Source organism: Curtobacterium sp. 1310 (assembly GCF_017834105.1).
In the GTDB taxonomy this organism is placed as follows: domain Bacteria; phylum Actinomycetota; class Actinomycetes; order Actinomycetales; family Microbacteriaceae; genus Curtobacterium.
Genome location: NZ_JAFICY010000002.1, coordinates 243017 through 267448, shown reverse-complemented (window position 1 = coordinate 267448; position 24432 = coordinate 243017). Strand labels below are relative to the sequence as shown.

28 protein-coding genes and 1 riboswitch are annotated in these 24432 nt (G+C 71.9%); of the genes, 16 read left to right on the top strand and 12 right to left on the bottom strand.

What is annotated here, in order from left to right:
* Positions 1-4: 4 nt before the first annotated feature.
* From iolB to JOD95_RS05370, 5 genes are all read left to right on the top strand, one after another.
* Complete coding sequence (gene iolB / locus JOD95_RS05390; RefSeq protein ID WP_066652709.1) at positions 5-913, top strand: 5-deoxy-glucuronate isomerase; 909 nt, start codon at positions 5-7, stop codon at positions 911-913.
* Complete coding sequence (gene iolD, locus JOD95_RS05385) at positions 910-2847, top strand: 3D-(3,5/4)-trihydroxycyclohexane-1,2-dione acylhydrolase (decyclizing) (protein ID WP_245171578.1); 1938 nt, start codon at positions 910-912, stop codon at positions 2845-2847. The genes iolB and iolD overlap by 4 nt, the downstream gene beginning before the upstream one ends.
* 31 nt (positions 2848-2878) lie before the next feature.
* A complete protein-coding gene (locus JOD95_RS05380) occupies positions 2879-3829 on the top strand; it encodes a sugar phosphate isomerase/epimerase (RefSeq protein ID WP_209683706.1) in 951 nt (316 codons plus the stop codon).
* A 17-nt stretch (positions 3830-3846) separates the two neighbouring features.
* Complete coding sequence (locus JOD95_RS05375; RefSeq protein ID WP_209683703.1) at positions 3847-4887, top strand: Gfo/Idh/MocA family protein; 1041 nt, start codon at positions 3847-3849, stop codon at positions 4885-4887.
* A 194-nt stretch (positions 4888-5081) separates the two neighbouring features.
* A complete protein-coding gene (locus JOD95_RS05370) occupies positions 5082-5489 on the top strand; it encodes a tautomerase family protein (RefSeq protein ID WP_066652713.1) in 408 nt (135 codons plus the stop codon).
* A gap of 18 nt (positions 5490-5507) precedes the next feature.
* Here JOD95_RS05370 and JOD95_RS05365 read toward each other — a convergent pair whose 3' ends face one another.
* Positions 5508-6266, bottom strand: coding sequence for a GntR family transcriptional regulator (locus JOD95_RS05365; protein WP_209683699.1), 759 nt, complete (start codon positions 6264-6266; stop codon positions 5508-5510).
* Between the two features lie 97 nt (positions 6267-6363).
* The gene (locus tag JOD95_RS05360; protein ID WP_209683696.1) at positions 6364-6999 is read right to left on the bottom strand and encodes an exonuclease domain-containing protein; all 636 of its coding nucleotides are present in this window, start codon (positions 6997-6999) and stop codon (positions 6364-6366) included.
* Positions 7000-7079: 80 nt separating this feature from the next.
* On the opposite strand from JOD95_RS05360, the gene JOD95_RS05355 reads away from it, so the two are divergent.
* The 3 genes from JOD95_RS05355 (at position 7080) to ychF (ending at position 8982) form a co-directional block, all read left to right on the top strand.
* Positions 7080-7622: a hypothetical protein gene (locus JOD95_RS05355; protein WP_209683693.1), complete on the top strand. Its 543-nt coding sequence runs from the start codon at positions 7080-7082 to the stop codon at positions 7620-7622.
* A gap of 24 nt (positions 7623-7646) precedes the next feature.
* Positions 7647-7847, top strand: a complete 201-nt coding sequence (locus JOD95_RS05350) for a hypothetical protein (protein ID WP_066652723.1) — start codon at positions 7647-7649, stop codon at positions 7845-7847.
* Positions 7848-7908: 61 nt separating this feature from the next.
* Positions 7909-8982 carry a redox-regulated ATPase YchF gene (gene ychF, locus JOD95_RS05345; protein ID WP_066652725.1) on the top strand — a complete coding sequence of 358 codons (1074 nt, stop codon included), beginning with the start codon at positions 7909-7911 and terminating at the stop codon, positions 8980-8982.
* A gap of 49 nt (positions 8983-9031) precedes the next feature.
* Here ychF and JOD95_RS05340 read toward each other — a convergent pair whose 3' ends face one another.
* Complete coding sequence (locus JOD95_RS05340) at positions 9032-9658, bottom strand: TetR family transcriptional regulator C-terminal domain-containing protein (protein ID WP_066652727.1); 627 nt, start codon at positions 9656-9658, stop codon at positions 9032-9034.
* A 147-nt stretch (positions 9659-9805) separates the two neighbouring features.
* Between JOD95_RS05340 and JOD95_RS05335 the strand changes: the two genes are divergently transcribed.
* Together JOD95_RS05335 and JOD95_RS05330 are read left to right on the top strand one after the other, a co-directional pair.
* Complete coding sequence (locus JOD95_RS05335; RefSeq protein ID WP_144411241.1) at positions 9806-10171, top strand: hypothetical protein; 366 nt, start codon at positions 9806-9808, stop codon at positions 10169-10171.
* Positions 10172-10270: 99 nt separating this feature from the next.
* Positions 10271-10618 carry a hypothetical protein gene (locus JOD95_RS05330; RefSeq protein WP_066652733.1) on the top strand — a complete coding sequence of 116 codons (348 nt, stop codon included), beginning with the start codon at positions 10271-10273 and terminating at the stop codon, positions 10616-10618.
* Positions 10619-10717: 99 nt separating this feature from the next.
* Here JOD95_RS05330 and JOD95_RS05325 read toward each other — a convergent pair whose 3' ends face one another.
* Both JOD95_RS05325 and JOD95_RS05320 read right to left on the bottom strand, forming a co-directional pair.
* A complete protein-coding gene (locus JOD95_RS05325) occupies positions 10718-11005 on the bottom strand; it encodes a hypothetical protein (protein WP_066652736.1) in 288 nt (95 codons plus the stop codon).
* A 312-nt stretch (positions 11006-11317) separates the two neighbouring features.
* On the bottom strand, positions 11318-12094 hold the full coding sequence (locus tag JOD95_RS05320) for an isocitrate lyase/phosphoenolpyruvate mutase family protein (RefSeq protein WP_066652738.1): 777 nt from the start codon (positions 12092-12094) through the stop codon (positions 11318-11320).
* A 112-nt stretch (positions 12095-12206) separates the two neighbouring features.
* Here JOD95_RS05320 and JOD95_RS05315 point away from each other — a divergent pair, with 112 nt between their 5' ends.
* Complete coding sequence (locus tag JOD95_RS05315) at positions 12207-13394, top strand: MalY/PatB family protein (RefSeq protein WP_245171577.1); 1188 nt, start codon at positions 12207-12209, stop codon at positions 13392-13394.
* 125 nt (positions 13395-13519) lie between these two features.
* On the opposite strand, the gene JOD95_RS05310 is transcribed toward JOD95_RS05315, so the two are convergent.
* Genes JOD95_RS05310 through JOD95_RS05300 form a run of 3 tightly spaced genes read right to left on the bottom strand, consistent with a single transcriptional unit; the run spans position 13520 to position 14508 of the window.
* The gene (locus JOD95_RS05310) at positions 13520-13717 is read right to left on the bottom strand and encodes a hypothetical protein (RefSeq protein ID WP_209683687.1); all 198 of its coding nucleotides are present in this window, start codon (positions 13715-13717) and stop codon (positions 13520-13522) included.
* 17 nt (positions 13718-13734) lie between these two features.
* Positions 13735-13998 carry a hypothetical protein gene (locus JOD95_RS05305; protein WP_209683684.1) on the bottom strand — a complete coding sequence of 88 codons (264 nt, stop codon included), beginning with the start codon at positions 13996-13998 and terminating at the stop codon, positions 13735-13737.
* Between the two features lie 24 nt (positions 13999-14022).
* The gene (locus JOD95_RS05300) at positions 14023-14508 is read right to left on the bottom strand and encodes a GNAT family N-acetyltransferase (protein WP_209683681.1); all 486 of its coding nucleotides are present in this window, start codon (positions 14506-14508) and stop codon (positions 14023-14025) included.
* Positions 14509-14576: 68 nt separating this feature from the next.
* Here JOD95_RS05300 and JOD95_RS05295 point away from each other — a divergent pair, with 68 nt between their 5' ends.
* Positions 14577-15455 (top strand): LysR substrate-binding domain-containing protein, encoded by an 879-nt coding sequence (locus tag JOD95_RS05295; RefSeq protein ID WP_209683678.1) that lies wholly within the window; start codon positions 14577-14579, stop codon positions 15453-15455.
* A 149-nt stretch (positions 15456-15604) separates the two neighbouring features.
* Here the strand turns inward: JOD95_RS05295 and JOD95_RS05290 are convergent, their stop codons facing one another.
* Genes JOD95_RS05290 through JOD95_RS05275 form a run of 4 tightly spaced genes read right to left on the bottom strand, consistent with a single transcriptional unit; the run spans position 15605 to position 17524 of the window.
* Positions 15605-15859: a hypothetical protein gene (locus JOD95_RS05290; RefSeq protein WP_209683676.1), complete on the bottom strand. Its 255-nt coding sequence runs from the start codon at positions 15857-15859 to the stop codon at positions 15605-15607.
* Positions 15856-16338: an FBP domain-containing protein gene (locus JOD95_RS05285; RefSeq protein WP_209683674.1), complete on the bottom strand. Its 483-nt coding sequence runs from the start codon at positions 16336-16338 to the stop codon at positions 15856-15858. Before JOD95_RS05285 ends, JOD95_RS05290 begins: the two co-directional genes overlap by 4 nt.
* A gap of 48 nt (positions 16339-16386) precedes the next feature.
* A complete protein-coding gene (locus JOD95_RS16235; RefSeq protein WP_209683672.1) occupies positions 16387-17121 on the bottom strand; it encodes a M56 family metallopeptidase in 735 nt (244 codons plus the stop codon).
* 13 nt (positions 17122-17134) lie between these two features.
* Positions 17135-17524: a BlaI/MecI/CopY family transcriptional regulator gene (locus tag JOD95_RS05275; RefSeq protein ID WP_066652757.1), complete on the bottom strand. Its 390-nt coding sequence runs from the start codon at positions 17522-17524 to the stop codon at positions 17135-17137.
* Between the two features lie 95 nt (positions 17525-17619).
* Positions 17620-17710: riboswitch (glycine riboswitch) on the top strand.
* A 170-nt stretch (positions 17711-17880) separates the two neighbouring features.
* Here JOD95_RS05275 and gcvT point away from each other — a divergent pair.
* From gcvT to JOD95_RS05255, 4 genes are all read left to right on the top strand, one after another.
* Positions 17881-18984 (top strand): glycine cleavage system aminomethyltransferase GcvT, encoded by a 1104-nt coding sequence (gene gcvT / locus JOD95_RS05270; RefSeq protein ID WP_209683670.1) that lies wholly within the window; start codon positions 17881-17883, stop codon positions 18982-18984.
* A gap of 4 nt (positions 18985-18988) precedes the next feature.
* Entirely contained in the window at positions 18989-19366 is a 378-nt protein-coding gene (gene gcvH / locus JOD95_RS05265) for a glycine cleavage system protein GcvH (RefSeq protein ID WP_066652768.1), read from the top strand.
* Positions 19363-22278, top strand: a complete 2916-nt coding sequence (gene gcvP / locus JOD95_RS05260) for an aminomethyl-transferring glycine dehydrogenase (RefSeq protein WP_209683667.1) — start codon at positions 19363-19365, stop codon at positions 22276-22278. Before gcvH ends, gcvP begins: the two co-directional genes overlap by 4 nt.
* Positions 22279-22680: 402 nt before the next feature.
* Positions 22681-24309 (top strand): ABC transporter substrate-binding protein, encoded by a 1629-nt coding sequence (locus JOD95_RS05255; protein WP_066652772.1) that lies wholly within the window; start codon positions 22681-22683, stop codon positions 24307-24309.
* Positions 24310-24432 lie beyond the last annotated feature (123 nt).

The window sequence follows — 24432 nt, the reverse complement described above, 5'->3', positions numbered from 1 at the left end:
CAGCATGGCGAACGAACAGCAGCAGCGCGACCGCTGGTTCATCCCGGCGGGCTCCCGCCCCGAGGCGGGCTGGACCGACGTGGTCGACGGCCGCGTCGAGGGGTGGACGCACACCGGTCTGCGGACCGGCGCCCTGCAGGACGGGGGCGAGCTGCGCCTCCCGGCCGACGCGGTCGAGCGCCTCGTCGTCCCGCTCGCCGGCAGCTTCACCGTGGCGTACGACGACACCGAGCAGGCGCTCGAGGGACGCACCGGCGTCTTCGAGGGGCCGACCGACGTCCTCTACCTGGGGTCCGGCACCGCCGCGACGATCACCGGCTCCGGTCGTGTCGCCGTGGCCGAGGCGCCCACGGCGACGGTCCGGCCGAGCACGTACATCGCCCGCGTCGACGTCCCCGTGGAACTCCGCGGCACGGGGCAGTCGAGCCGGCAGGTGCACAACTTCGGGACCCCGGCCGCCCTCGACGCGGTGCGGTTCATCGTCTGCGAGGTGATCACGCCGGCCGGCAACTGGTCGTCGTACCCGCCGCACAAGCACGACACGAACCGCCCGGGCGAGGAGTCGGACCTCGAGGAGATCTACTACTACGAAGCCGCCGTGGCCCGTGGTGTGCAGGCTCCCGAGCAGGCCGACCCCTTCGCCCTGCACCGCACGTACGCCTCGGACGACCGGCCCATCGACGAGTTCCGCCAGGTGCGGACCGGGGACATCGCCCTCGTGCCGTACGGCTGGCACGGACCGGCCGTCGCGGCACCGGGCTACGACATGTACTACCTCAACGTCATGGCCGGACCGGACCCGGAGCGCGTCTGGAACATCACCGACGACCCCGCCCACGGGTGGGTCCGGCAGACGTGGACCTCGGAACCGATCGACCCGCGACTGCCCTACGAGAAGGAGCCCTCCCGATGAGCCAGCACGCCGGCCCGGAGCAGACCCGTCGGATGACCGTCGGTCAGGCGCTCGTCGCGTTCCTGGCGAACCAGTGGACCGTCGACGGCGACCACCGCGAGCGCACGATCCCGGGGATCTTCGGCATCTTCGGGCACGGCAACGTCGCCGGTCTCGGGCAGGCGATCAAGCAGCTCCACGTCGACCAGCCCGGCCTGCTGCCGTACCACCAGGCCCGCAACGAGCAGGCGATGGTGCACCAGGCCGTCGGGTTCGCCCGGATGCACCGCCGCCGGGCGACCTTCGCGTCGACGGCCTCGGTCGGCCCCGGCGCGGCGAACATGCTCACCGGCGCCGCGCTCGCGACGACGAACCGGCTGCCCGCGCTCCTGCTGCCGTCGGACACCTTCGCCACCCGCAGGACCGATCCGGTGCTGCAGCAGATCGAGATGCCCCACGACCCGTCGCTGCAGGTGACGGACGCGTTCCGGCCGCTGTCGCGGTTCTTCGACCGCGTCGAACGGCCCGAGCAGCTGTTCCCGATCGCGCTCGCCGCGATGCGGGTGCTCACCGACCCGGCCGAGACCGGCGCCGTGACGATCGCCCTGCCCGAGGACGTCCAGGCCGAAGCGCTCGACGTGCCGGTGACGTTCCTGCAACCGCGCGAGTGGCACGTCCGGCGTCCGCTGCCGGAACGCGGACCGCTGGCCCGTGCGGTCGAGGCGATCCGGAGCGCCGAGCGTCCCGTGGTCGTGGCCGGTGGTGGCGTGCTCTACTCGGGTGCCGAGGACGAACTCGCGGCCTTCGTCGAGACGACGGGCATCCCCGTCGGCACCTCGCAGGCGGGCGGCGGCTCGCTCGTCTGGGACCACCCGCAGTACCTCGGCGGCATCGGGGCGACGGGGACGGCTGCGGCGAACGCGATCGCCGCACGGGCCGACGTCGTGATCGGCATCGGCACGCGGTACAGCGACTTCACCACGGCGTCCCGGACGGCGTTCCAGGACCCCGACGTGACCTTCGTCAACGTGAACGTCGCCGCGTTCGACGCCCACAAGCACGGCTCGCAGCTGCCGCTGGTCGCGGACGCCCGGGAGGCGCTGGTCGCGCTGACCGAGATGCTCACGGCAGGTTCGTCGGACGCCCCGTCGTACGCCGTCTCCGCCGGGTACGCCGCCGAGGTCGCGTCGCGGAAGCAGGAGTGGGACGCCGTCGTCGACGCCGCGTCCGTGCCGTCCGGACGCGCGGTCCCGGGCCAGTCGGAGATCATCGGCGCGGTCCGGGCGGCGACGGACCCGCGCGACGTCGTGGTCCAGGCGGCCGGCTCGCTGCCCGGCGACCTGCACAAGCTCTGGCGGGTCCGCGACCCGCTCGGGTACCACGTCGAGTACGCCTTCTCGTGCATGGGCTACGAGATCGCCGGCGGCATCGGTGTGCGACGCGGCGCCCCGGACCGCGACGCGATCGTCCTCGTCGGCGACGGTTCGTACCTGATGCTGCACACCGAGCTGGTGACGGCGGTCGCCGAGGGCATCAAGATCGTCGTCGTGCTCGTGCAGAACGACGGCTACGCGTCGATCGGCCGCCTGTCCGAGACCGTCGGTTCCGAGCGCTACGGCACGGAGTACCGCTACCGGGACGACACCGGGTCGTTCGAGAACGACGAGGTGCTGCCCGTCGACCTCGCCGCGAACGCGCGCTCCTACGGCGTCGACGTGATCGAGGTCCGCCCCGGCCCGGACGTGATCGCCGACCTGACCGCGGCCGTGCGGCAGGCCAAGGCGAACGACCACACCACGCTGGTGCACGTGCACGCCGACCCGCTCGCGCCCGCCCCCGAGGGTGACGGCTGGTGGGACGTCCCCGTCGCCGAGACCTCGACCCTGCCGAGCACCCGGCAGGCCCGCGCCGAGTACGAGCAGCAGGTCGCGTCGCAGCGCCCCCTGCTCGGCTGAACGAACCCATCCCACGAAGGACGACGACGTCATGACCGACACCGCCGACACCGCTGCCACCGACGCAGCGGCCGCCCCCGCCGCGATCCGCATCGGTACCGCCCCCGACTCCTGGGGCGTCTGGTTCCCGGACGACCCGGGCCAGGTGCCGTGGCAGCGCTTCCTCGACGAGGCCGCGGCAGCCGGCTACACGTGGATCGAGCTCGGTCCGTACGGGTACCTGCCCACCGATCCGGCGCAGCTGTCCGACGAGCTCGAGTCCCGCGGCCTCCGGCTGTCCGCCGGCACGGTCTTCACCGGGTTCCACAAGGGTGACGACCAGTTCCAGCGGGCGTGGGACCAGGCGGTCGCGGTCGCCGGGCTCGCGTCGGCGCTCGGTGCCCGGCACCTCGTGACGATCCCGGACCTCTGGCGCTCGGACGCGACCGGTGCGGTGCTCGAGTCGCGGACCCTGACCGACGAGCAGTGGGAGCGCCTCGGCAGGGGACACGACCAGCTGGGCAAGGCGCTGCTCGAGGAGTTCGGCGTCCGCCAGCAGTTCCACACGCACGCCGACAGCCACGTCGGCACGTACCGCGAGACCGTGCGCTTCCTCGAGGAGACCGACCCGCGGTACACGAACCTGTGCCTGGACACCGGGCACTTCGCCTACTACGGCGGCGACAACCTCCGCATGATCGCCGAACACCCGGAGCGCATCGGCTACCTCCACCTCAAGCAGGTCGACACCGAGCTGCTGTTCGACGTGCTCAAGAACGACGTGCCCTTCGCGACGGCCGTGGCGCAGGGCATCATGACCGAGCCGCCGCGCGGCACCCCCGAGCTCGCCCCGGTCATCGAGGCCGTCGCCCGGATCGACCCGGACGTCTTCGGCATCGTCGAGCAGGACATGTACGGCTGCTCGGTCGACGCCCCCGGCCCGATCGCCGAGCGCACCGTCCAGCACATCCTCGGCTCGACCGCCTCGGCGCGCGTCCGCTGACCCCCCAGGAGAACCCCGTGAGCACCACCGAGAACCTCCGCGTCGCCGTCGTCGGAGCCGGCGCGATGGGCAGCGACCACGTCCGTCGCATCACGTCCACGATCGCCGGCGCAGACGTCGTCGCCGTCGTCGACCCGGACACCGCCCGGGCCACCGCCACCGCCGAGCGGGCACCGGGGGCGCTCACCGCAGCGTCGTTCGAGGACGCCCTCGACGCGACGCCGATCGATGCCGTGCTCGTCGCGACGCCCGGGTTCCTGCACGAGCCCGTCCTCGTGCCGGCGATCGAGCGCGGTCTCGCCGTCCTGTGCGAGAAACCCCTCACCACGAGCGCGGAGGACTCCCTGCGCATCGTCGAGCTCGAGCAGGCGAGGTCCGACCGCCCACGGATCCAGGTCGGCTTCATGCGTCGCTTCGACAAGGGGTACCAGGAGCTCCGGGCACTCCGCGAGTCCGGCACGAACGGCGCGCTGCTCGCCCTGCACCACGCGCACCGCAACCCGACGACGCCGCCGAACTTCAGCGAGTCGATGCTCATCCACGACTCGGTCATCCACGAGATCGACATCATCCCGTTCCTCACGGGCGAGCCGATCGTCGCGGTCGAGGTGAAGAAGCCCCGCAGGAACTCGCTCGGACCGGTCGACCTGCCGGAGCCGCAGTTCGTGCTGTTCACCACCGCGTCGGGCACCATGGCGATCGTCGAGATCAACGTCAACGCGCAGTTCGGGTACCAGGTGACGACCGACGCCGTGTTCGAGTCCGGCGTCGCGTACATCGGGCGCGAGACGACGATGAACGTCGTGTCGGCCGGTGTCTCGGGCCAGGGCGTCACCCCGTCCTTCGTCGAGCGCTTCGGCGCCGCGTACGACGAGGAGGTCCAGCGCTGGGTGGACGCTGCCCGCACCGGGGGCATCGACGGGCCGAGCGCCTGGGACGGCTACACGGCGTCGGTCGTCGCCGAGGTCGCCGTGCGGGCGCAGCAGACCGGCGCCCTCGAGCACGTGACCTACGCCACCGCGAAGCCCGCGTTCTACGAGACGACGCCTGACGCCTGAGGACGCACCCTGACGAAGGACGCCCGACGGCGGCGCCCGACGGCGGCGCCCGGCGGCGGGCGCCCGGCGACGGAGGTGCCGGCACCGGTGCTGGAGACGGGCCGTGTACCGGACGGGAGGCGCGGTGCATGCTGGCACCGCGCCTCCCGTCCGCGACGGCGCACCGCCACCCCCACGCACCCCCAGGAGGCACCATGCCGCTCGTCCGCATCGATCTCGTCACCGGTCGCACCCCGGAGCAGGTGCGTGCCGTCGCCGACGCGATCCACACCGCCATCGTCGCCGAGTACGGCATCCCCGAGCGCGACCGGTTCCAGGTGATCACCGAGCACCCGGCGCAGCAGATCATCGCGCAGGACGCCGGTCTCGGCTTCGAGCGGACAGAGGGCGTCGTCATGGTCCAGGTCTTCACCCAGGGTGGTCGGAGCGACGAGGCGAAGCAGGGTCTCTACCGCGCCGTGCACGACCGGCTCGCCGAGGTCGGCGTCGCGAGCGAGGACGTCTTCATCGGCTACGTGGAGAACGGGCCGCAGGACTGGTCGTTCGGGTTCGGCCGCGCCCAGTACGTGACCGGCGAGCTCGGCGTCCCCTCCGCCGGCTGAGGCAGCGGGTCCGCCGGCCTACTTGTCGACGAGGGTGACCTCGAACGAGTAGCGGTCCGGGCGGTAGCAGTGCACCCCGTACTCCACCGCCCGGCCCGACGCGTCGTACGCCGTGCGGCTCATCGTCAGGACCGGGTCACCGTCCTCGATCTCGAGCAGCGAGGCCTCGTCGTCGGTGGCCGCCCGTGCCCCGATCCGTTGCTTCGCGACCCGCATCGTGACACCCCGGCCGCGGAGCAGCTGGTACAGCCCGTGCGTCCGCAGGTCCTCGTCGGTGATCGCCGTGAACTCGGGCGGCAGGAAGTTCTCGAGGATCGCCATCGGGACGTCCTCGGCGAAGCGGACGCGGCGGATGTGGACGACCGGCGTGCCCGGGGCGGTGCCGAGGGCCTCGGCGACGACGTCGCTCGCCGGCAGGTCCGTGCGCTCGAGCAGCGTGGTCGCCGGTGCCTGCGAGCCCTGCGCGAGGTCGTCGTACAGGCTCGTCAGCTCCACCTTGCGCGTCACGGGGCCGTGCACGACCTGCGTGCCGATCCCTCGACGACGGACGAGCAGCCCCTTGTCGACCAGGTCCTGGATGGCTCGGCGGATCGTCGGGCGCGAGAGCCCGAGTCGCTCGCCGAGGGCGATCTCGTTCTCGAGCCGTGCGCCGGGCGGCATCGCGCCGGAGCGGATCGCCTCCTCGAGCCGCGATGCGACCTGGAAGTACAGCGGCACCGGCCCGGAGCGGTCCAGGTCCGTGGAGAAGTCGGACGGCAGCTGGCCCTCGTTGGTCATCGCGGTCCTCCGGGTGGGGAGGGCACCGGCGACGGCACCCCACGGCTATGTCGTGACAATAGCACCGGACTCCGCGCGGCCCGGCCCCCCGGGATCGTCAGTCGGCGAAGATCATCGGACGGTTCGACAGCCGCGGCTGGGCTGCCGCACGGGGCTGCTCCGTCCGCGGTCGCACCGGCGCGATGTGCACCCGGGTGGCCGCACCGAGCGCCTCGACCGTGTCGCACCCGTGCTGCCCCGCGGCGTGCACGACGATCGCGGCGCAGGCCTCGGCGTCGGCAGCGGCGTCGTGGTGCTGGAAGCCCTCGTACCCGGCCGCGCGGGCCGCCATCGGGAGTCGGTAGGAGTCGAGCGTGTAGGTCTTGCGCGCCACCTGGAGCGAGCACAGCGAGTGGTGCTCCGCCAGTTCCGTGCCGGTCGCCGAGCAGCCGCCGGCGATCACACCCATGTCGAACCGGGCGTTGTGCGCGACCAGGACGTCCCCCTCGGCGAACGCCACGATGTCCCGGTACTGCTCGGCCCACCCCTTCGCCCCGACCACGTCCGTCGCGACGATGCCGTGGATGCGGGTGTTCCACTCGAGGAACGCGTCGTGGCCCAGCGGTGGCTGGATGAACCAGGAGGCCCGCTCGACCACGCGGCCGCCGCGGACCTTGACGAGTCCGACGGAGCAGGCGCTCGCGGGGGAGCTGTTCGCGGTCTCGAAGTCGATCGCGGTGAAGTTCAACGGCACGCCCTCGATGGTCGCACGGGGTTCCGACATCACCCGCGCGCGGCCTCGGCGTTGCGGCCCGGCGCGGTAGCGTCCGAGGCGTGACCGCCACCGCCACCACGACCCCGCTCGTCCTCGTCCTGCCCGGTGCCGGGTACGGGCAGCAGGCGCCCCTGCTCTGGTGGACGCGCGCGATCGCCGCGCAGCACGGCGTCGAGGTCGTCGCGCCGGCGTGGACGGTCGACGCCGCAGCGAAGGACGACCCGGTGGCCTTCGTCGAGCGCCAGGTGGCGGGCGCACTCGACGGCCGCCGCCCGGACCTCGTCGTCGCGAAGTCGTTCGGGTGCTCCGCCCTGCCCTGGGCGGTCCGCCACGGCGTCGACGGGGTCTGGCTCACGCCGGTCCTCACCGATCCGGCCGTCGTCGCCGCGCTCGCCGGGGCGGGCACCGGTTCGCTCGCCGTCGGCGGCTCCGCCGACCCCATGTGGCTGCCCTCCGCGGTCGGGACGACACGCGCCGGACTGCACACGGTGGACGGTGCGGACCACGCGCTCGAGGTGCGCGGTGACTGGCGCGGTTCCCAGCGCCTCCAGGCCGAGGTGCTCGCCCTGGTCGACGAGCGCCTCAGAGCGCTGGTGTCCTGACCCGCCGCGACGTACAGTCGGCGCATGGGGGAGCCGAGGGACCTGGACGAGCTGTTGGCGGGCGCACACCGCGTGGACGCGCGGCCGCACACCGTGCGGCGTGGGATCGGTCTCGGGACCACCCTGCTCGTGACCGCGGTGCTGGTCGCCGGCATCGTGCTCGGGATCGCGCACGGCCTGCTGCTCACGTTCGTGAGCTTCCTGTCCGGCATCTGGCCGTCCTGACGGCACCGGCCTGGAGGACCGGGTCGGCTCCGGCGGGCCGCCGCCGGTAGGCTGTGCTCCCGTGGCTCTCACCATCGGAATCGTCGGTCTCCCGAACGTCGGCAAGTCGACCCTGTTCAACGCCCTGACCAAGAACCAGGTCCTCGCCGCGAACTACCCGTTCGCGACGATCGAGCCGAACGTCGGCGTGGTGAACCTGCCCGACCCGCGGCTCGACCAGCTCGCGACGCTCTTCAGCTCCGAGAAGACCGTGCCCGCGCCCGTGTCGTTCGTCGACATCGCCGGCATCGTGAAGGGTGCGAGCGAGGGCGAGGGCCTCGGCAACAAGTTCCTCGCGAACATCCGCGAGGCCGACGCCATCGCGCAGGTCGTCCGTGGCTTCACCGACGACGACGTCGTGCACGTGGCGAACAAGGTCTCGCCGAAGGACGACCTCGAGGTCATCAACACCGAGCTCATCCTCGCGGACCTCGAGACCATCGAGAAGGCGCTGCCCCGGTACGAGAAGACCGTGAAGCTCAAGCAGGCCGAGCCGATCGTGCTCGAGACCGCGAACGAGGCGAGGGCGGCGCTCGAGCAGGGCACGCTGCTCTCCGCGACCTCGATCGACCTCGCGCCGATCGCCGAGCTCGGCCTCCTGTCGGCCAAGCCGTTCATCTTCGTCTTCAACGTCGACGAGGCGATCCTGACCGACGAGTCCCGCAAGGCCGAGCTGGCCGCGCTCGTGGCACCGGCGCAAGCCGTGTTCCTCGACGCCCAGGTCGAGTCGGAGCTCATCGAGCTCGACCCCGAGGACGCCGCCGAACTGCTCGAGTCGACCGGGCAGACCGAGTCCGGCCTCGACCAGCTCGCCCGCATCGGGTTCGACACCCTCGGGCTGCAGACCTACCTGACCGCCGGGCCGAAGGAAGCCCGGGCGTGGACGATCGGCAAGGGGTGGAAGGCTCCCCAGGCTGCCGGCGTGATCCACACCGACTTCGAGAAGGGCTTCATCAAGGCCGAGGTCATCTCGTTCGAGGACCTCATGGCGGCGGGCTCGATCGCGGAGGCCCGTGCGCACGGCAAGGCCCGCATCGAGGGCAAGGACTACGTCATGCAGGACGGCGACGTGGTGGAGTTCCGCTTCAACAACTGACCGGTACGCGGCGGCCGACGGCTGTCGGCCGCCGCGCTCGGAAGTCCGGTCAGGCCGTCTCGAGGTCCCACACCGGCGGCACGTACTCGCGCGACCAGCCCTCGCGGAGTCGGGTGACCGCGCGGTCGAACGACTCGAGCAGGTCCATCTCCGGCCGCACCATCGACTGCAGCTGCAGCCCCTCGTACGTCGCGAGGAGCTGCTCGGCGCCACGAGCCGGCTCCATGGTGCGCGGCTCCCGGCCGAGCTCGACGTCCCGCTGCAGGGCCGCCAGCACGAACCCGTGGAAGCGACGCCAGCGCAGGTGGAGCATCGGTGCGAGCGGGTGGTGCGGCGTCGCGGCGATGTTGAGCGTCGAGGTCAGGAAGCGCATGAGCGACGGGTCGGCGACGTTCGCGCGGACGATGGCGCGGAGGAACACGATCGTGCCGCTGCGCTCGGCGATCGGCAGCAGCGCGGTGGTCCGCTGGTCGTTCCACTGGTCGATGGTGGCGAGCAGGAGTCCGTCCCAGGTCGGGAACACCTCGGTGACGACGTCGAGCGGCTGCGACGCCTCGGTGGCCACGTGCTCGTACGACACCTCGTGCAGGGCGTTCGCACGGAGCACACGGATCATCGCGTCGACGATCTCGACCCGGAGCAGCGCTGACGTGTCGAGGGGGTGGAACGATCGCATGGGTCCAGTCCACCGGGTGCGTGCTGCCCTGACCAGTCCCCAGAACTGGGAAGAGCCGATCTCCGCAGCCGCGCAGTCCCGGCGTGGCGGAGGAGCAGCGCGTCCCCCGAGGCCCGTCCGAGCTGAGTGCCCACCGAGGATGCAGCGTTGACTGGACCGATGAAGTACGTGGTCTACGGAGAGAACCGAGTGATGACCGGCGACGCGATCGCCGAGGCGGTGCTCGCCTACGCCGCTGCGCTCGGCGAGAACGGCACGACGGACATCGTCGAGATCCCGACCGCGGACGCCGAGGGCTACGGCACCACGGCGGAGGTCCTGCTCGGCCCGGCTTCCCAGATCATGGTCGAGGCGGCGCCGGACGACGAGCTGGAGCCCGAGGACGAGGACCTGGTCAACGAGCTCGGGCGCCGCATCGCGGTGGTGGGCGGCGGACGGTTCACGGACGCCGCGTCGTCGCACTCCGACGAGCCGGAGGCCAAGCGCCTCCGGACGGACCCGCCTGAGGTCTGACCGCCGCACGCCCCGAGGAGTGGACTGGCCACGGAACGCACACTCCAGACCTCCTCGCACACGCGGTACCTACCGTCGAGGGAGAGATGAGGAGGAGACGTGAAGTACATCAACTACGACGCGAGCCAGATCCTCACCGGGGACCTGATCGCGGACGCGGTCGCCGACTACGCGGCCGTCCTCGGAGCGAACTCGCGCACCGACACGATCACGGTGCCGAGCGTCGGTGACGACGGCTCGGTGTCGACGTCGATCCTGCTCGTCGGCCCGGCGAGCGAGCTCTGCGTGACGGTCGCCCCGGACGACGAGCTCGAGCCCGAGGACCCGGCGTTCATCCGTCGCCTGCGCGACGCGGCACGGCGTGCGGGTCCGGCGCTCCCGGTGAACGCGGACGGTGGCACGCGCTTCCGCGGAGCCGAGGGGCCGTCGTCGTACGGGCCGGCCTGACACCCCGAAGGCACAGACGACGAACGCCGCCGGCGCTGAGCCGGCGGCGTTCGTCGTGTGTGGACCGGGAACCGTGTGAGCGGTTCCGGCGGGTCCGACCTAGGCGGCCAGGGCGAGCTCGCCCTTGCCGACGCGGCGCGCGAGCAGGATGGTCCGGCTCGACTCGCCCCGCCAGGAGCGGCCGGGTACGGTCCAGCCGGCCTCGCCGTCGATGTCCACGCGTGCGTCACGCGTGACGAACAGGCGCAGGTCGTCGGCCGCGATGCGGACGAGGTACTCGCGCTGCGAGCGGTCGTCGCGGACCGGGAACTCGGCGATGCGGTCGGGGGAGACGGTGGGGGCCGCGAGTGCGGTCCCGGAGATGGTGATGCGGTCGTTGCTGGTCATGGTGGTGCGGTACTTCCTGGTCGTTCGGCACCCGGCCGTGCTCTGGTCGGCGGACTCCGTGGTCCGGCACGACGCATCGGCTGCGGGTGCGCACGTCGTGTCTCGACGTGCTGCTCGTCCGTTCGGATCGAGCGGTGGTCTCGGTGGAATGCGACCCGGCGGGTCGGTACGAGACGTGCTGGTGTGCGCGAGTCAGATGGGTTCGCTGCAGTGCACCAATGAGACACTATACGTCGCTTCGTCCGGAACGTCCAGCAAGACGGACGGGAGGCGCGGTGCGAGCGTGCACCGCGCCTCCCGTCCGGTGGGCCGTCAGTTCAGAGCGGGGGTGTCCTCCGGCACGACGCCGTCGCCGTACAGGTCGGTCGCCAGGTCGCGGAGCGCGCGCAGCGCGACGCGCTGCGTCAGCGGACCGTAGGAGATGCGGGCGACGCCGAGGGCCTCGTACTCGGCAGCCGGCAGGGCGCCCGGCAGTCCGATCACCGAGAGCTTGCCGCGACCGAGCCCGTCGACGAGTCGTTCGACCACGTCGCGCTGGATCGCACCCGGCACGAAGACGAGTGCGGCGCCGTTGTCGAGGAACGCCTTCCCGCGGGCGATGGCGTCCTCGATGCTCTCGTCGATCGGGCGGTCGCCACCCCGGGCGATCGCGTCGGTGCGGGCATTGAGCTGGAAGGCGACGCCCTCGGCCTCGGCTGCGGCGGTGATCGCGGCGACGCGGGCGACGGCCTCGTCGAAGGGACGGAGGCGGTCCTCGACGTTCGCGCCGACGATCCCGGCGGCGATCGCGCGACGGATCGTCTCGGCCGGGTCCGCGTACCCGTCGTCGAGGTCCGCCGTGACGGGCAGGTCCGTCGCGGCGGCGACGGTCGCGGCGCCCGCGAGGGCCACGTCGAGCGGCATCCCGCCGTCGTCGTAGCCGTGGCTCGCGGCGATGGAGTGCCCGGCGGTCGCGATCGCCTTCGTCTCCGGCAGGTCGCTCACGACCTTCGCGCTGATCGCGTCCCACACGTTCACGACGCGCAGGATCTCGGGGGCTTCGTGCAGCTGCTTGAGGGTGGTCGCCTTGTCGGCGGTGCTCGTGCTCATGGTGCCGAACCTACGTGGGCGGGCCTCGGCACGCACGGGAGGTGACCGCTGGACGACGCGGGATGACGGCCGGACTCGCACCGGGCCTCCCGGTCGATGCATGCTGGGACGCATGGCTGACGACGAACAGGACCCGGTCGGCACGCTCCGCGGGGTCCGCACGAGCATCAAGTGGACGCGCTACGCGCCCGACGTGCTGCCCCTGTTCGTCGCCGAGATGGACCACGACGTGGCGCCGGCGATCCGGCAGGCACTGGTCGAGCGGGTGCAGCAGTCCGACCTCGGGTACCTGGACGGCCCCGGGCCGCTCGCGCCGGCGTTCGCGCAGTTCGCGCGCGACCGGTGGGGGTGGGCGGTCGACCCGGAGCGTGTGCACCTGGCGACGGACGTCAGCGTCGGGATCGTCGAGTCGCTCCGGCTCGCGCTCCCCGAGGGCGGACGCGTCGCGATCACCCCGCCGGTGTACCCGCCGTTCTTCGAGCTCGTCGAGGAAGCACGATGTCGGGTCGAGGAGGTCCCGCTGACCGAGCAGTGGGGCGTCTACCGGCTCGACCTCGCCGGGCTCGAGCGCGCCTTCGCCGACGGCGTCCGGGTGTTCCTGCTCTGCAACCCGCACAACCCGATGGGGCTCGTGCACGACCGGGCCGACCTCGAGGCGCTCGCCGAGCTGGCGGCGCGGTACGACGTGCTCGTCGTCAGCGACGAGATCCACGCGCCGCTCACGCACCCGGGGGTCCACTTCACCCCGTTCGCGATGGTCGCCGAGCAGCACGGCGCCCGCAGCGTCTGCGTGACGAGCGCGAGCAAGGGCTGGAACCTCGCCGGCGTGAAGTGCTCCGTCATGGTCGCGGGGGACGACCGGACCGCGGCGCTCCTCGACACGCTGTGGGAGGAGGTCGCCTGCCGCACGAGCATCCTCGGGCTGCACGCGAACCTCGCCGCGTTCACCCTGGCGACGGACTGGCTCGACGACGTCGTGGCCCGCATCGTCGCGAACGAGCGGCTGCTCGGGGCCCTGCTCGCCGAGCACCTGCCCGGGGTGGTCTACACGCGGCCGCGGGCCGGCTACCTGGCATGGCTCGACTTCCGGGGGATCGGCCTCGGGGACGACCCGGCGGTGCCGCTCCGTGAGCACGCGTACGTGGCGCTGAACTCCGGGCTCGGCTTCGGCGCCCAGGGGCGGGGGTTCGCGCGGCTCAACCTGGCGTGCTCGCCGGAGACCCTGCGCGAGGCCGTGCACCGCATCGCGGCGGCCTACCCGTCGAGCGCGCAGGAGGGGCTGGTCTGGCACGTCGCCTGAGCGGTCGGTCGCGCTCGGACGAGTCTCGCGCCCAGCGACCCGTCCCGGGCCCGGGCGCGCGAGGGACGTCGCGCAGCTCGAGCCTCACCGCGGGAGGACGCTCGCGGAGGAGCGCCGCGACGGCGTCAGTCGGACAGCTCGTCGACGTACTGGTTGCGGCCGACGACGCGGATGCGCAGGTCGTCGTCGCGGTCCATCGCGAGGAACTCCCGTGCGACCGGACCGACGGAGGACCAGCGGAGCACCTCGGTGATCGGGGTCCCCTCGATGAACACCTGCCACACGCCGCGCTCACGGACGGCCTGCACCTCGTACGTCGCCATGCGGCGAGCGTACCGGCTCACGGCAGGCGCTTCTCGTACCACCGCATGGTCGGGACGGTCCCGTCCGGCTTCGCCCAGTCCGCGGGAGACCGGTGGGTCAACCGCCAGCCGCGGCGCTCGTAGAGCCGCCACGCGGTCCACGCCGAGCGGTGCCCGGGCGGGGTCAGCCACGCGACCGGATCGTCGGGCCAGTGCGCCGGGTAGCCGTCCTCGTCGTGTGTGCGCTGGAGCACCCGGACCAGGTGCTCCAGGTCGTCGTCGCGGCGCGGTCGGATGTGCACGATCGCGACGCTACCGGGTCGGGGTCAGACCAGGTCGAGCACCATGTGGACGTCCGCGCGGGCGTACGGGCTCGGCGCGATCTCGTCGTGTCCGAGGTGCCGGAAGCCGAACGCCTCGTACAGGTGCACCGCGCTCGCCAGGGCACTGTTGCTCTCGAGCGCGACCCGCTGCGCGCCGAGGGACCGGGCGCGGTCGAGTGCTGCGGCGATGAGCTTCCGCCCGGTGCCGTGCCCCTGGTGCACCGGCGAGACCGCCATCTTGACGAGTTCGAACACGCGCTCGCCCACGGGCATGATCCCGATGCAGCCGATGACCTCGTGGTCGAGCCGCGCGACGAACACCGCACCGCCGGGTTCGATGATGCGGCCGATCGGATCGCCGAGGATAGCGCGGTCCTCGTCCTCGAGCGTGAAGTACTGCTCGATCCACGCCTCGTTGAGGGTGCGGAACGCCGTGGCGTCGGCGGCGGTCTCGAACTCGGCGATGGTCAGCGTGGGCGTCTCGGGCACGGTCCCATCCTCGACCAGGGATCCGATCGCGTCCAATACTCGTTCCCGCGCATCGATAAGCTGCGTGCATGGATGTCGACCTGCGGCAGCTCCGGGCGTTCCTCGCCGTCGCCGACGAGCTGCACTTCGGGCGGGCTGCCGAACGGCTGCGCATCGCCCAGCCCGCGCTCTCGCAGCAGATCCGACGGACCGAGCGTGACCTCGGGGTGGACCTGTTCGTCCGCACCTCGCGCAGCGTCGCGCTCACCGCCGCCGGTCGGGTGCTGCAGGGCCGTGCGCGCTCGCTGCTCGACCAGGCAGCGCGCGACCTGGACGAGGTCGTGCGGGTCGGACGCGGTGAGGCCGGACGGCTGGACGTCGGGTTCGTCGTCTCGGCGTTGCCCCTCGGTCCGATCGAGCGCGTGCAGGCCTTCCGGCAGCGGTACCCGCTCGTCCGCGTCGAACTCACCGAGGGCTACTCGTCGACGCTGCTCGCCCGCACCGTCCGCGGCGAGCTCGACCTGGCGGTCCTGCGCGACCCCGACCCGGACCCCGCCGTGCGGTTCCTGCCGTTCCGCTCCGAGCCCTTCGTCGCGGCGGTCCCGCACGGGCACCGGCTCGCGGAGCGGGCGTCGATCCGCGGCACCGAACTGGTCGACGATCCGTTCGTCTTCTTCCCGGCGATCGCCGGTGCGGTCGCGACCGAACGCAACCTCGCGCCCGTGGTCGTCGACGGACGGCGACCCGAGGTCGTGCAGGAGGCCACGACGTGGGCGACCGTGCTCCACCTGGTCGGAGCGGGGCTCGGTGTGACGATCGCCCCGGAGAGCGCGACCCTCGCGGCACCCGACACCGTCGTCCTGCTCCCGCTGCAGGACGACCCGCACCGCAGCGAGCTGGTCTGGGCGGTCCGCGTCGACGACGAGCGCGAGATCCTCCGCAACTTCATCGCGGCCACCGAGCCCTGAGCTGTGCCCCGCCGCCGGGCCGGGGGTGCAATGCAGCGTCGAACCAGGTCCCCGACGTCGAAGCAGGCGGCGTGGCTGGTTCGACGTCGGGTACGTGGTTCGGTCCCCGCCCGCCGCCCGCCGCCCGCCGCGACCACGGGAGCGGTCGCTCACCCGAGCGGCAGCACCGGTGCGCGCTGGTCGCCGAGTTCGTCCTCGTGCCACGGCCGCGCACCGCGGAGCGTCAGTCCGAGCTGCACCAGGACGAACGCCACGTGCGGCTCGACGTCCGGGTCCCACGGCCCCTCGACCCCGAGGCCGAGCGCGCCGAGCTCGTCGTCCGCCTCGTCGCGGATGCTGAGGCGCCAGCGCCCGTCGCCCTGTTCCTCGACGACGGCCCACCGCGCGGTGGCGAACCGGCTCACGCGGTCTTCGCCACGTCCTCGGTGAAGTTCCGCACGCGCCCGAGCAGGGCCTCGCCGCGCATCGCGATCGTCGCGGGCGGGTTGAGGTGCGGCGGGGCCGTCCGGATGAGCATCGAGCAGCCGAGGTCCTCGCAGATGTAGGACCCGATGGTGTTGCCGTTCCGGCCGGACTCACCGGCGCGGGCGGCGGAGAACAGGCGGACCTGCGTCGCCGGCTGCGGGGAGTGGCAGAACGAGCACATCGCGGCGATGCCCGGGCGGAGCGAACCGCCGGCGGAGCGGACGACGATGCCGACCGGGCGATCGTCGATCCACGACACGATGTAGCCGCGTCGGGCGGCCTGCGGGTCGCGCCAGCCGAGGAACTCGCGCTCGTCCCACAGCATCTCGTGCAACCCCGGGATGGGGAGCTGCTCGAGCTCGTCCGGGGTGGCGTTCACGAACGACGAACGGATGTCTGGTTCGGTCAGTGGCTTCACGGTGCCTGCCACCCTATGCCTCGCCCCCGACAGGCGTGACCGGTGGGCTCAGCGCAGCCGGGAGGCACGGACCGCCCCGAGCGCGCTCGTCCCGTCCGCCACGAGCACCGCCCGGCGCAGGGCGTCGCGTCCGACGCGTCGGGCCGCCGCGTCGTCGGCGGCGAACTCGACGAGGACGCGCGTCGAGCGCGCCATGGCGCGCGCCCCGGGAACCCACGGGACCGCACGCTCGATGGACTCGGCGACCGCGACGGCCACGGCGTGGCGCTGCGTCAGGTGGGCCCGCTCGTGGGCGACCACGGCCTCCAGTTCGTCGGTCCGCAGCAGGTCGGCGAGCCCGGTGCTCACGAGCACGCCGCCGGACCGACCGGGGACCGCGCAGGCGAGCGCGTGGTCCGCCTCGACCAGGGCGACGGTGGTGCCGTCGATCTGTCGGTGCGGAGCGGTGCCCGACCGCATGGCCTGCCGCACGGCCTCGTGCTCGGCACCGGGACGGACCCGGACCGCGACGACGAACGCCGCCACGCCGAGGAGTGCGACGCCGAGGTTCAGGCCGTGCGTCGGGGACTCGGTGAGCCGGAAGGGGTCGAGTGGTCGGTCGGCCGCGACGACGAGGGCGACCCCGACGACGAAGCCGACCACGCCGAGCAGGACCGCGACGGACCACGAGACCAGCGCCGTGCGTGGGTGGTCGATCGTCCAGGCGGACCGGGTCAGGACGCGCGGGGCGACCACCACGACGACGAGGGCGAGGGCGATGAGGGCGACTCCGACGACGACCACTGCTCGGTTCCGGTCAGGAGCGGGCTCGGGCGTCGAGGGCGCGGCGCAGGACGTCGAGGTCGTCCGAGGCGAGCGATCCGGTGAACTGGAGCAGCGCGGCCTCACGGTCCGACGCGGCGGCCAGCGCGTTCGACATCAGCGATGCCGTCTGCTGCTCACGGCTGTGCACGGCGCGGAAGGTCAGCGGGGCCTCGGCGTGCTCCTGCCGCTCGACCTGGCCCTTGCGTCCCAGGCGGTCGAGCACGGTCAGCACCGTGGTGAGCGCCGGACGCGGCTCCGGGAAGGCGTCCAGCACCTGCCGTGCCGTGCACCCGTCCACGACGCCGCGGTCGGCCGCAGCGCGCAGGGTCTCGAGGACCGCCTGCTCGAGCTGCCCACGGGGGCGCGATCGCTGTCCTGCCATCCCCGCATTCTACGAGACGTCGAAGGGGCGACCACGACACATGCCGGAAACGCGGGGTCGGTATGCTCGGGCCTGCACAACTCAACACCGGCCGCACACCCGCCGCGGGAGAGCCGAGCGCACGCGCACGGCACCGAAGGAGCAACCTCCCCGTCAATCTCTCAGGTCCCACACCGCAGCGGACAGGCCACTCTGAAAAGCAGACACGCGTCCCCGCCGGGCCCGCGCGGCGTCTCGCCCACGGTGAAAGCCGCCGGACCTCACGGGCCGCGGTGAAACTCTCAGGCCCATGACAGAGGGGGAGTTCCCACCCGACGACGGCCGTCGGGTCCTGCCGATGCCAGGAGAACTCCGTCATGCGTTCCTCCCCACTCGAGTCCGCGCACGAGGCTGCGGGCGCCACCTTCACCGACTTCGCCGGGTACCGGATGCCCGTGCGGTACTCGTCCGACCTCGCCGAGCACCACGCCGTGCGTCAGGCCGCGGGCGTCTTCGACCTGTCGCACATGGCAGAGGTCGGCGTCGTCGGCCCCGACGCCGTGCCGTTCCTCGACCACGCGCTCGCCGGGTCCTTCGGCGCGATGCCGGTCGGTCGCGCGAAGTACTCGCTGCTCCTCGCCGAGGACGGCGGGATCCTCGACGACCTCGTGGTCTACCGCACCGGCGAGGACGTCTTCCTCGTCGTGGCGAACGCCGCGAACCGCTCCGTCGCGGTCGACGCGCTCGTCGCGCGCTCGAGCGGCCACGACGTCGAGGTCACCGACGACTCGGACACCACCGCCCTCGTGGCGATCCAGGGTCCGGCCGCCGCAGGGACGCTCGACGCCCTGGTCGTGGCGGACCGCCTGCAGCCGGAGACCCCGCTCGACGAACTCCGGTACTACCGCGTGCTGCACGCGCTGTTCGACGGCGCCGAGGTCCTCGTCGCCCGGACCGGCTACACCGGCGAGGACGGCTTCGAGATCTACAGCGACACCGACGTCGCGTCGTCGATCTGGGACGCCCTGCTCGAGACCGGCGCCGACCGCGGTGTCGTGCCCGCCGGGCTCGCCGCGCGGGACACCCTGCGGCTCGAGGCCGGCATGCCGCTCTACGGGCACGAACTGTCGACCGAGGTGCGACCCGCTCAGGCCGGTCTCGGTCGTGTCGTCGCGACCTCGGGCTCGTTCGTGGGCGACGCTGGCGTGGTGCCCGCCCCCGGCGCCCGTGTGCTCGTCGGCCTCGTGACCGAGGGACGCCGTGCGCCGCGCGCCGGGTACGACGTCGTGCACGACGGGCAGGTCGTCGGCACCGTCACGTCCGGGGCGCTCTCGCCGACGTTGGGACACCCCGTCGCCATGGCCTTCGTCGATCCGACCGTGGCCGGCGAGGGACAGCTCCTGCACATCGACGTGCGCGGGACCGCGATCCCCAGCACCGTCACCCCCTTCCCCTTCTACCGCCGCACTCCGAGAGGCTGATCCCGTGACCGACCAGACCGCACTGCAGTACACCGCCGACCACGAGTGGATCCTCGTCGAGGGCGACACCGTGACCGTCGGCATCACCGACCACGCCGCCGAGCAGCTCGGGGACGTCGTCTACGTCGAGCTCCCCGCCGTCGGTACCACCACGACCGCCGGCGAGCAGATGGGCGAGATCGAGTCGACCAAGAGCGTCGGCGAGCTCTTCGCCCCGATCGAGGGCGAGGTCGTCGCGATCAACGACGCCGTGGTCGACGCCCCCGACACCGTCAACCAGGACCCGTTCGGCGCCGGCTGGCTCGTGAAGCTCAAGGTCGAGGGCACCTCCTTCCCCGAGGACCTGATGGACCACGACGCGTACCGGGCGTCCCTCGCATGACCGGCGCGCAGCAGAACCTCCAGACGTCCTTCGCCGACCGGCACATCGGCACGACGAGCGCCGACCAGCAGGTCATGCTCGACGTGGTCGGGCAGCCGTCCCTCGACGCCCTCGTCCGCGCGGCGATCCCGGAGTCGATCCACGCCGCGCCCACCACCGACACGGTCGTCCCCGCGGCCGTCGGTGAGACCGAGGCGCTCGCCGAGCTCCGCGCGAAGGCCGGGCGGAACACCGTCCGTCGCGCCATGATCGGCCTCGGCTACCACGGCACCCACACGCCCGCGGTGATCCAGCGGAACGTGCTCGAGAACCCGAGCTGGTACACGGCGTACACGCCCTACCAGCCGGAGATCTCGCAGGGCCGGCTCGAGGCGCTCATCAACTTCCAGACGATGGTGTCCGACCTGACCGGCATGGCCACCGCCGGCGCGTCGATGCTCGACGAGGGCACGGCCGTGGTCGAGGGCATGCTCCTGGCCCGTCGTGCGTCGAAGGTGAAGGGCGACGCGTTCCTGGTGGACGCCGACCTGCTGCCGCAGACCCGCGCGCTGCTCGACCACCGTGCCGACGCGGTCGGGATCGCCCTGCGCGAGTTCGACGCGGCGACCGGGCCCAGCGACGACGACCTGGACGGCGCCTTCGGCGTGATCGTGCAGTACCCCGGTGCCTCCGGGCGCGTGGTCGACCCCTCGACGACCATCGAGCGCGTGCACGCCGGTGGCGGCATCGCCGTGGTCGCGGCCGACCTGCTCGCGATGACGCTCCTGGCGAGCCCGGGCGACCTGGGTGCCGACGTCGCCGTGGGCACGAGCCAGCGCTTCGGCGTCCCGCTCGGCTTCGGCGGCCCGCACGCCGGGTACCTCGCGGTCCGTGCCGGTCTGGAGCGGCAGCTGCCCGGCCGGCTCGTCGGCGTCTCCTTCGACGCCGACGGACAGATGGCCTACCGGCTGAGCCTGCAGACGCGTGAGCAGCACATCCGTCGCGAGAAGGCCACGAGCAACATCTGCACCGCGCAGGTCCTGCTCGCCGTGATGGCCTCGATGTACGCGGTCTACCACGGCCCCGAGGGGCTGCGCTTCATCGCGGACCGCGTGGCCCGGACGACCTCGGCGCTCGCCGACGTCGCCCGTGCGGCGGGGCTCGAGGTCGTGCACGAGCACTGGTTCGACACCCTGACCCTGCGGGCTCGCGGGCGCGCGGCAGCGATCGTCGACGCCGCGCGCGACGCCGACCGCCTGCTCCACCTGATCGACGCCGACACCCTCCAGCTGTCGGTGGACGAGACGACCACACCCGAGGACGTGACGGCGCTCGCCGACGTGTTCGGGGCGGTGGACGTGACCGTCCCGTCGACCGAGGGCGCCGTGCGCGACGCGGCCACGGGCCTCCCGTCCGACCTGCTGCGCAGCAGCGAGTACCTGACGCACCCCGTGTTCAGCGCGCACCGCAGTGAGACCCGCATGATGCGGTACCTCAAGCACCTGGCCGACAAGGACTACGCGCTCGACCGCGGCATGATCCCGCTCGGCAGCTGCACCATGAAGCTCAACGCGGCGACCGAGATGGCGGCGGTCACCTGGCCCGAGTTCGCGAACGTGCACCCGTTCGCCCCGCGCGAGGACGTCGAGGGGTACCTCGACATGATCGGCGACCTGGAGACCTGGCTGGCCGAGGTCACCGGGTACGACACGGTCTCGTTGCAGCCGAACGCCGGCAGCCAGGGCGAGCTCGCGGGGCTGCTCGCGATCCGGGGCTACCACCGGTCCCGCGGTGACGTCGACCGCACGGTGTGCCTCATCCCGTCGAGCGCCCACGGCACGAACGCCGCGTCCGCCGTCCTCGCCGGCATGAAGGTCGTCGTCGTGGCCTGCGACGAGGACGGCAACGTCGACCTCGCCGACCTCCGTGCCAAGACCGCGCAGCACGCCGACACCCTCGCCGCGCTGATGATCACCTACCCCTCGACGCACGGCGTGTACGAGCACGACGTCCGCGACGTCTGCGACGCCGTGCACGAGGCCGGTGGCCAGGTGTACGTCGACGGTGCGAACCTCAACGCACTGCTCGGGCACGCCCGGTTCGGCGACTTCGGCGGCGACGTCTCGCACCTCAACCTGCACAAGACGTTCTGCATCCCGCACGGCGGCGGCGGCCCCGGCGTCGGCCCGGTCGCGGCGAAGGCGCACCTCGCGCCCTTCCTGCCGGCGCACGCCTTCGCCCAGGACCCGGACCGGCGACCCGGATCGACCTCGGACGGGCGACTCGCCCACGCCGGTGGGCCGGTCTCCGCAGCGCCCTACGGCAGCCCGAGCATCCTGCCGATCACCTGGACCTACGTCCGGATGATGGGACTCGAGGGCCTCACCCGGGCGACCGAGGCCGCGGTCCTCGGTGCGAACTACATCGCCGCGCGGCTCCGTGACGCGTTCCCCGTGCTCTACACGGGGGAGTCGGGGCTCGTCGCCCACGAGTGCATCCTCGACCTGCGCCCCCTGCGCGAGTCGTCCGGCATCACGGTCGACGACGTCGCGAAGCGCCTGGTGGACTACGGTTTCCACGCCCCGACGATGTCGTTCCCGGTCGCCGGGACGCTCATGGTCGAACCGACCGAGAGCGAGGACCTCGCCGAGCTCGACCGCTTCGTCGACGCGATGCTGGCCATCCGTGCCGAAGCGGCAGCCGTCGAGCGGGGGGAGTGGCCGGCGGACGACAACCCGCTCGTGCACGCCCCGCACACCGCGGCGTCCGCGATCTCGGGGGAGTGGACGCACCCGTACACGCGGGAGCAGGCCGTCTACCCCGTCCCCGGGATCAGTGCGCGGAAGTACTGGCCACCGGTCCGCCGGATCGACCAGGCGTACGGCGACCGGAACCTGGTCTGCGCGTGCCCGCCGATCGAGGCGTTCGCCTGATCGGGCCCGCCGCCCGTGTCACACGGCGACGGTCCCACCCCTGAGCGCGTAGCGTGTGCCCTGTCCGGAGATCCGGGCAGGGCACACGTGCGCCAGGGGGTGTGCGCCGACGGTTCCGGACAGCGGGATGTCGGAGCGCTCCACCTCCGTCCGAGGGCTGCTCGGCTAGCCCATCGCTGTGCGCTCGTGCAACAACTTCGTTGCAGAAGCAACAAACCCGCTCGCGCCTCGTCAGGGCGACCGAATCTTGCATCCTCCCGCAACGATCCTGCAACTTGGTTTCCGGTTTGTAACCGATGGCCGCAGGGTTTGGTCGGCGGTCCGAGCACTGCCTACAGTGCAAGGACAAACGCGCCCGGCAGCACCTCTGTGCCTGGCGCGTCCCATGCACCAGGAGGAACCTTGATCAAGAAGCGCGCTGGGCTCTCTGCCCTCGCCGTGCTCGGGGCCACAGCAATCGCCCTGACCGGCTGCTCCAGCAACGGAAGCGGCAACGGCGGTGACTCGGGCTCGACGAACGCGTCCGGGATCGTCACCACGAACGGCTCCGAGCCCCAGAACCCGCTCATCCCCTCGAACTCCACCGAGACCGGTGGCGGCAAGATCATCACGTCGATCTTCGAGGGCCTCGTCTCGTACGACGCCGACGGCAAGCCGGTGAACGAGGTCGCGAAGAGCATCGACACCGATGACTCCAAGACCTACGACATCACGCTCAACACGGGCTACACCTTCACCAACGGCGAGAAGGTCACGGCCGAGTCGTTCACGAAGGCGTGGAACTGGGCTGCCCAGAAGTCGAACGCGCAGGGCGCGAGCTACTTCTTCGAGAACATCGAGGGCTACGACGCCGACAAGGACTCGGAGCTCACCGGGCTCAAGGTCAAGAGCGACGACGAGTTCACCGTCACGCTGAAGTCGGCGCAGTCGGACTTCCCGCTGTCGCTCGGCTACTCGGCCTTCATGCCGCTCCCCTCGGCGTTCTACGACGACACCAAGGCGTTCGGTGAGAACCCGATCGGCAACGGCCCGTACAAGCTCGACGGCAAGGGTGCGTGGACGCACAACCAGTCGATCAAGCTCGTCACCAACGAGGACTACGCCGGCAAGCGCAAGCCGAAGAACGGTGGTCTGACGATCACGTTCTACACCTCGCAGGACACCGCCTACGCGGACGTGCAGGGTGGCAACCTCGACGTGCTCGACGCCATCCCGGACGCTGCCTTCGCGACGTACAAGTCGGACTTCCCCGACTCGAACGCGAACCAGGCCGCGGCGATCTTCCAGGGCTTCTACCTGCCCTACTACCTCGACCACTGGAAGGGCGAGGAGGGCAAGCTCCGTCGCGAGGCCCTGTCGATGGCGGTCAACCGCAAGCAGATCACCGACAAGATCTTCGACGGCACCCGCACCCCGGCCAAGGACTTCACCTCCCCGGTCATCGCCGGCTGGAACGGTGACCTCAAGGGCTCCGACGTCCTCGACTACAACCCGTCCGAGGCCAAGAAGCTCTGGGCGCAGGCCAACGAGATGTCGCCGTACGACGAGACGCTCACCATCGCCTACAACGCCGACGGCGGACACGAGGCATGGGTGACCGCGGTCACCAACTCGATCTCGAACACGCTCGACATCAAGGCCGAGGGCAAGGCGATCCCGACGTTCCAGGAGGCGCTCGACGCCCAGACGCAGGACAAGCTCACGGGCGGTAGCCGCACCGGTTGGCAGGCCGACTACCCGTCGCTGTACAACTTCCTCGGCCCGACCATGGGTGAGGGCTCGTCCAGCAACTACGCGCGCTACGACTCGGCCGAGTACAACGAGCTGCTCGCCAAGGGCCGTTCCGCCTCGACCGTCGAAGAGGGCAACAAGTACTTCGACCAGGCCCAGGAGCTCCTGTTCCAGGACCTGCCGGAGATCCCGCTGTGGTACTCCAACGTGACCGGCGTCTGGTCGGCCGACAACGTGAAGAACGTCAAGTTCGGTTGGGACTCCGTGCCGCTGTACTACGACATCGAGGTCACCAAGTAACACCGGTGTCACCGCGGTCGAGCACCGCGGAGACACATCGCGAGCAGGTATCCTGCTCCGCGGCCACCGGACGGGGGTCCGGAGACCACACGGTCTCCGGGCCCCCGTACCTCGGCGGCAACA

Excerpts from the sequence above, each read along its gene's own strand:
- iolB (WP_066652709.1), top strand. The coding sequence starts at position 5 with ATGGCGAACGAACAGCAGCAGCGCGACCGCTGGTTCATCCCGGCGGGC.
- iolD (WP_245171578.1), top strand. The coding sequence starts at position 910 with ATGAGCCAGCACGCCGGCCCGGAGCAGACCCGTCGGATGACCGTCGGT.
- JOD95_RS05380 (WP_209683706.1), top strand. The coding sequence starts at position 2,879 with ATGACCGACACCGCCGACACCGCTGCCACCGACGCAGCGGCCGCCCCC.
- JOD95_RS05370 (WP_066652713.1), top strand. The coding sequence starts at position 5,082 with ATGCCGCTCGTCCGCATCGATCTCGTCACCGGTCGCACCCCGGAGCAG.
- JOD95_RS05365 (WP_209683699.1), bottom strand. The coding sequence starts at position 6,266 with ATGACCAACGAGGGCCAGCTGCCGTCCGACTTCTCCACGGACCTGGAC.
- JOD95_RS05350 (WP_066652723.1), top strand. The coding sequence starts at position 7,647 with ATGGGGGAGCCGAGGGACCTGGACGAGCTGTTGGCGGGCGCACACCGC.
- JOD95_RS05340 (WP_066652727.1), bottom strand. The coding sequence starts at position 9,658 with ATGCGATCGTTCCACCCCCTCGACACGTCAGCGCTGCTCCGGGTCGAG.
- JOD95_RS05325 (WP_066652736.1), bottom strand. The coding sequence starts at position 11,005 with ATGACCAGCAACGACCGCATCACCATCTCCGGGACCGCACTCGCGGCC.
- JOD95_RS05320 (WP_066652738.1), bottom strand. The coding sequence starts at position 12,094 with ATGAGCACGAGCACCGCCGACAAGGCGACCACCCTCAAGCAGCTGCAC.
- JOD95_RS05315 (WP_245171577.1), top strand. The coding sequence starts at position 12,207 with ATGGCTGACGACGAACAGGACCCGGTCGGCACGCTCCGCGGGGTCCGC.
- JOD95_RS05310 (WP_209683687.1), bottom strand. The coding sequence starts at position 13,717 with ATGGCGACGTACGAGGTGCAGGCCGTCCGTGAGCGCGGCGTGTGGCAG.
- JOD95_RS05295 (WP_209683678.1), top strand. The coding sequence starts at position 14,577 with ATGGATGTCGACCTGCGGCAGCTCCGGGCGTTCCTCGCCGTCGCCGAC.
- JOD95_RS05275 (WP_066652757.1), bottom strand. The coding sequence starts at position 17,524 with ATGGCAGGACAGCGATCGCGCCCCCGTGGGCAGCTCGAGCAGGCGGTC.
- gcvT (WP_209683670.1), top strand. The coding sequence starts at position 17,881 with ATGCGTTCCTCCCCACTCGAGTCCGCGCACGAGGCTGCGGGCGCCACC.
- gcvP (WP_209683667.1), top strand. The coding sequence starts at position 19,363 with ATGACCGGCGCGCAGCAGAACCTCCAGACGTCCTTCGCCGACCGGCAC.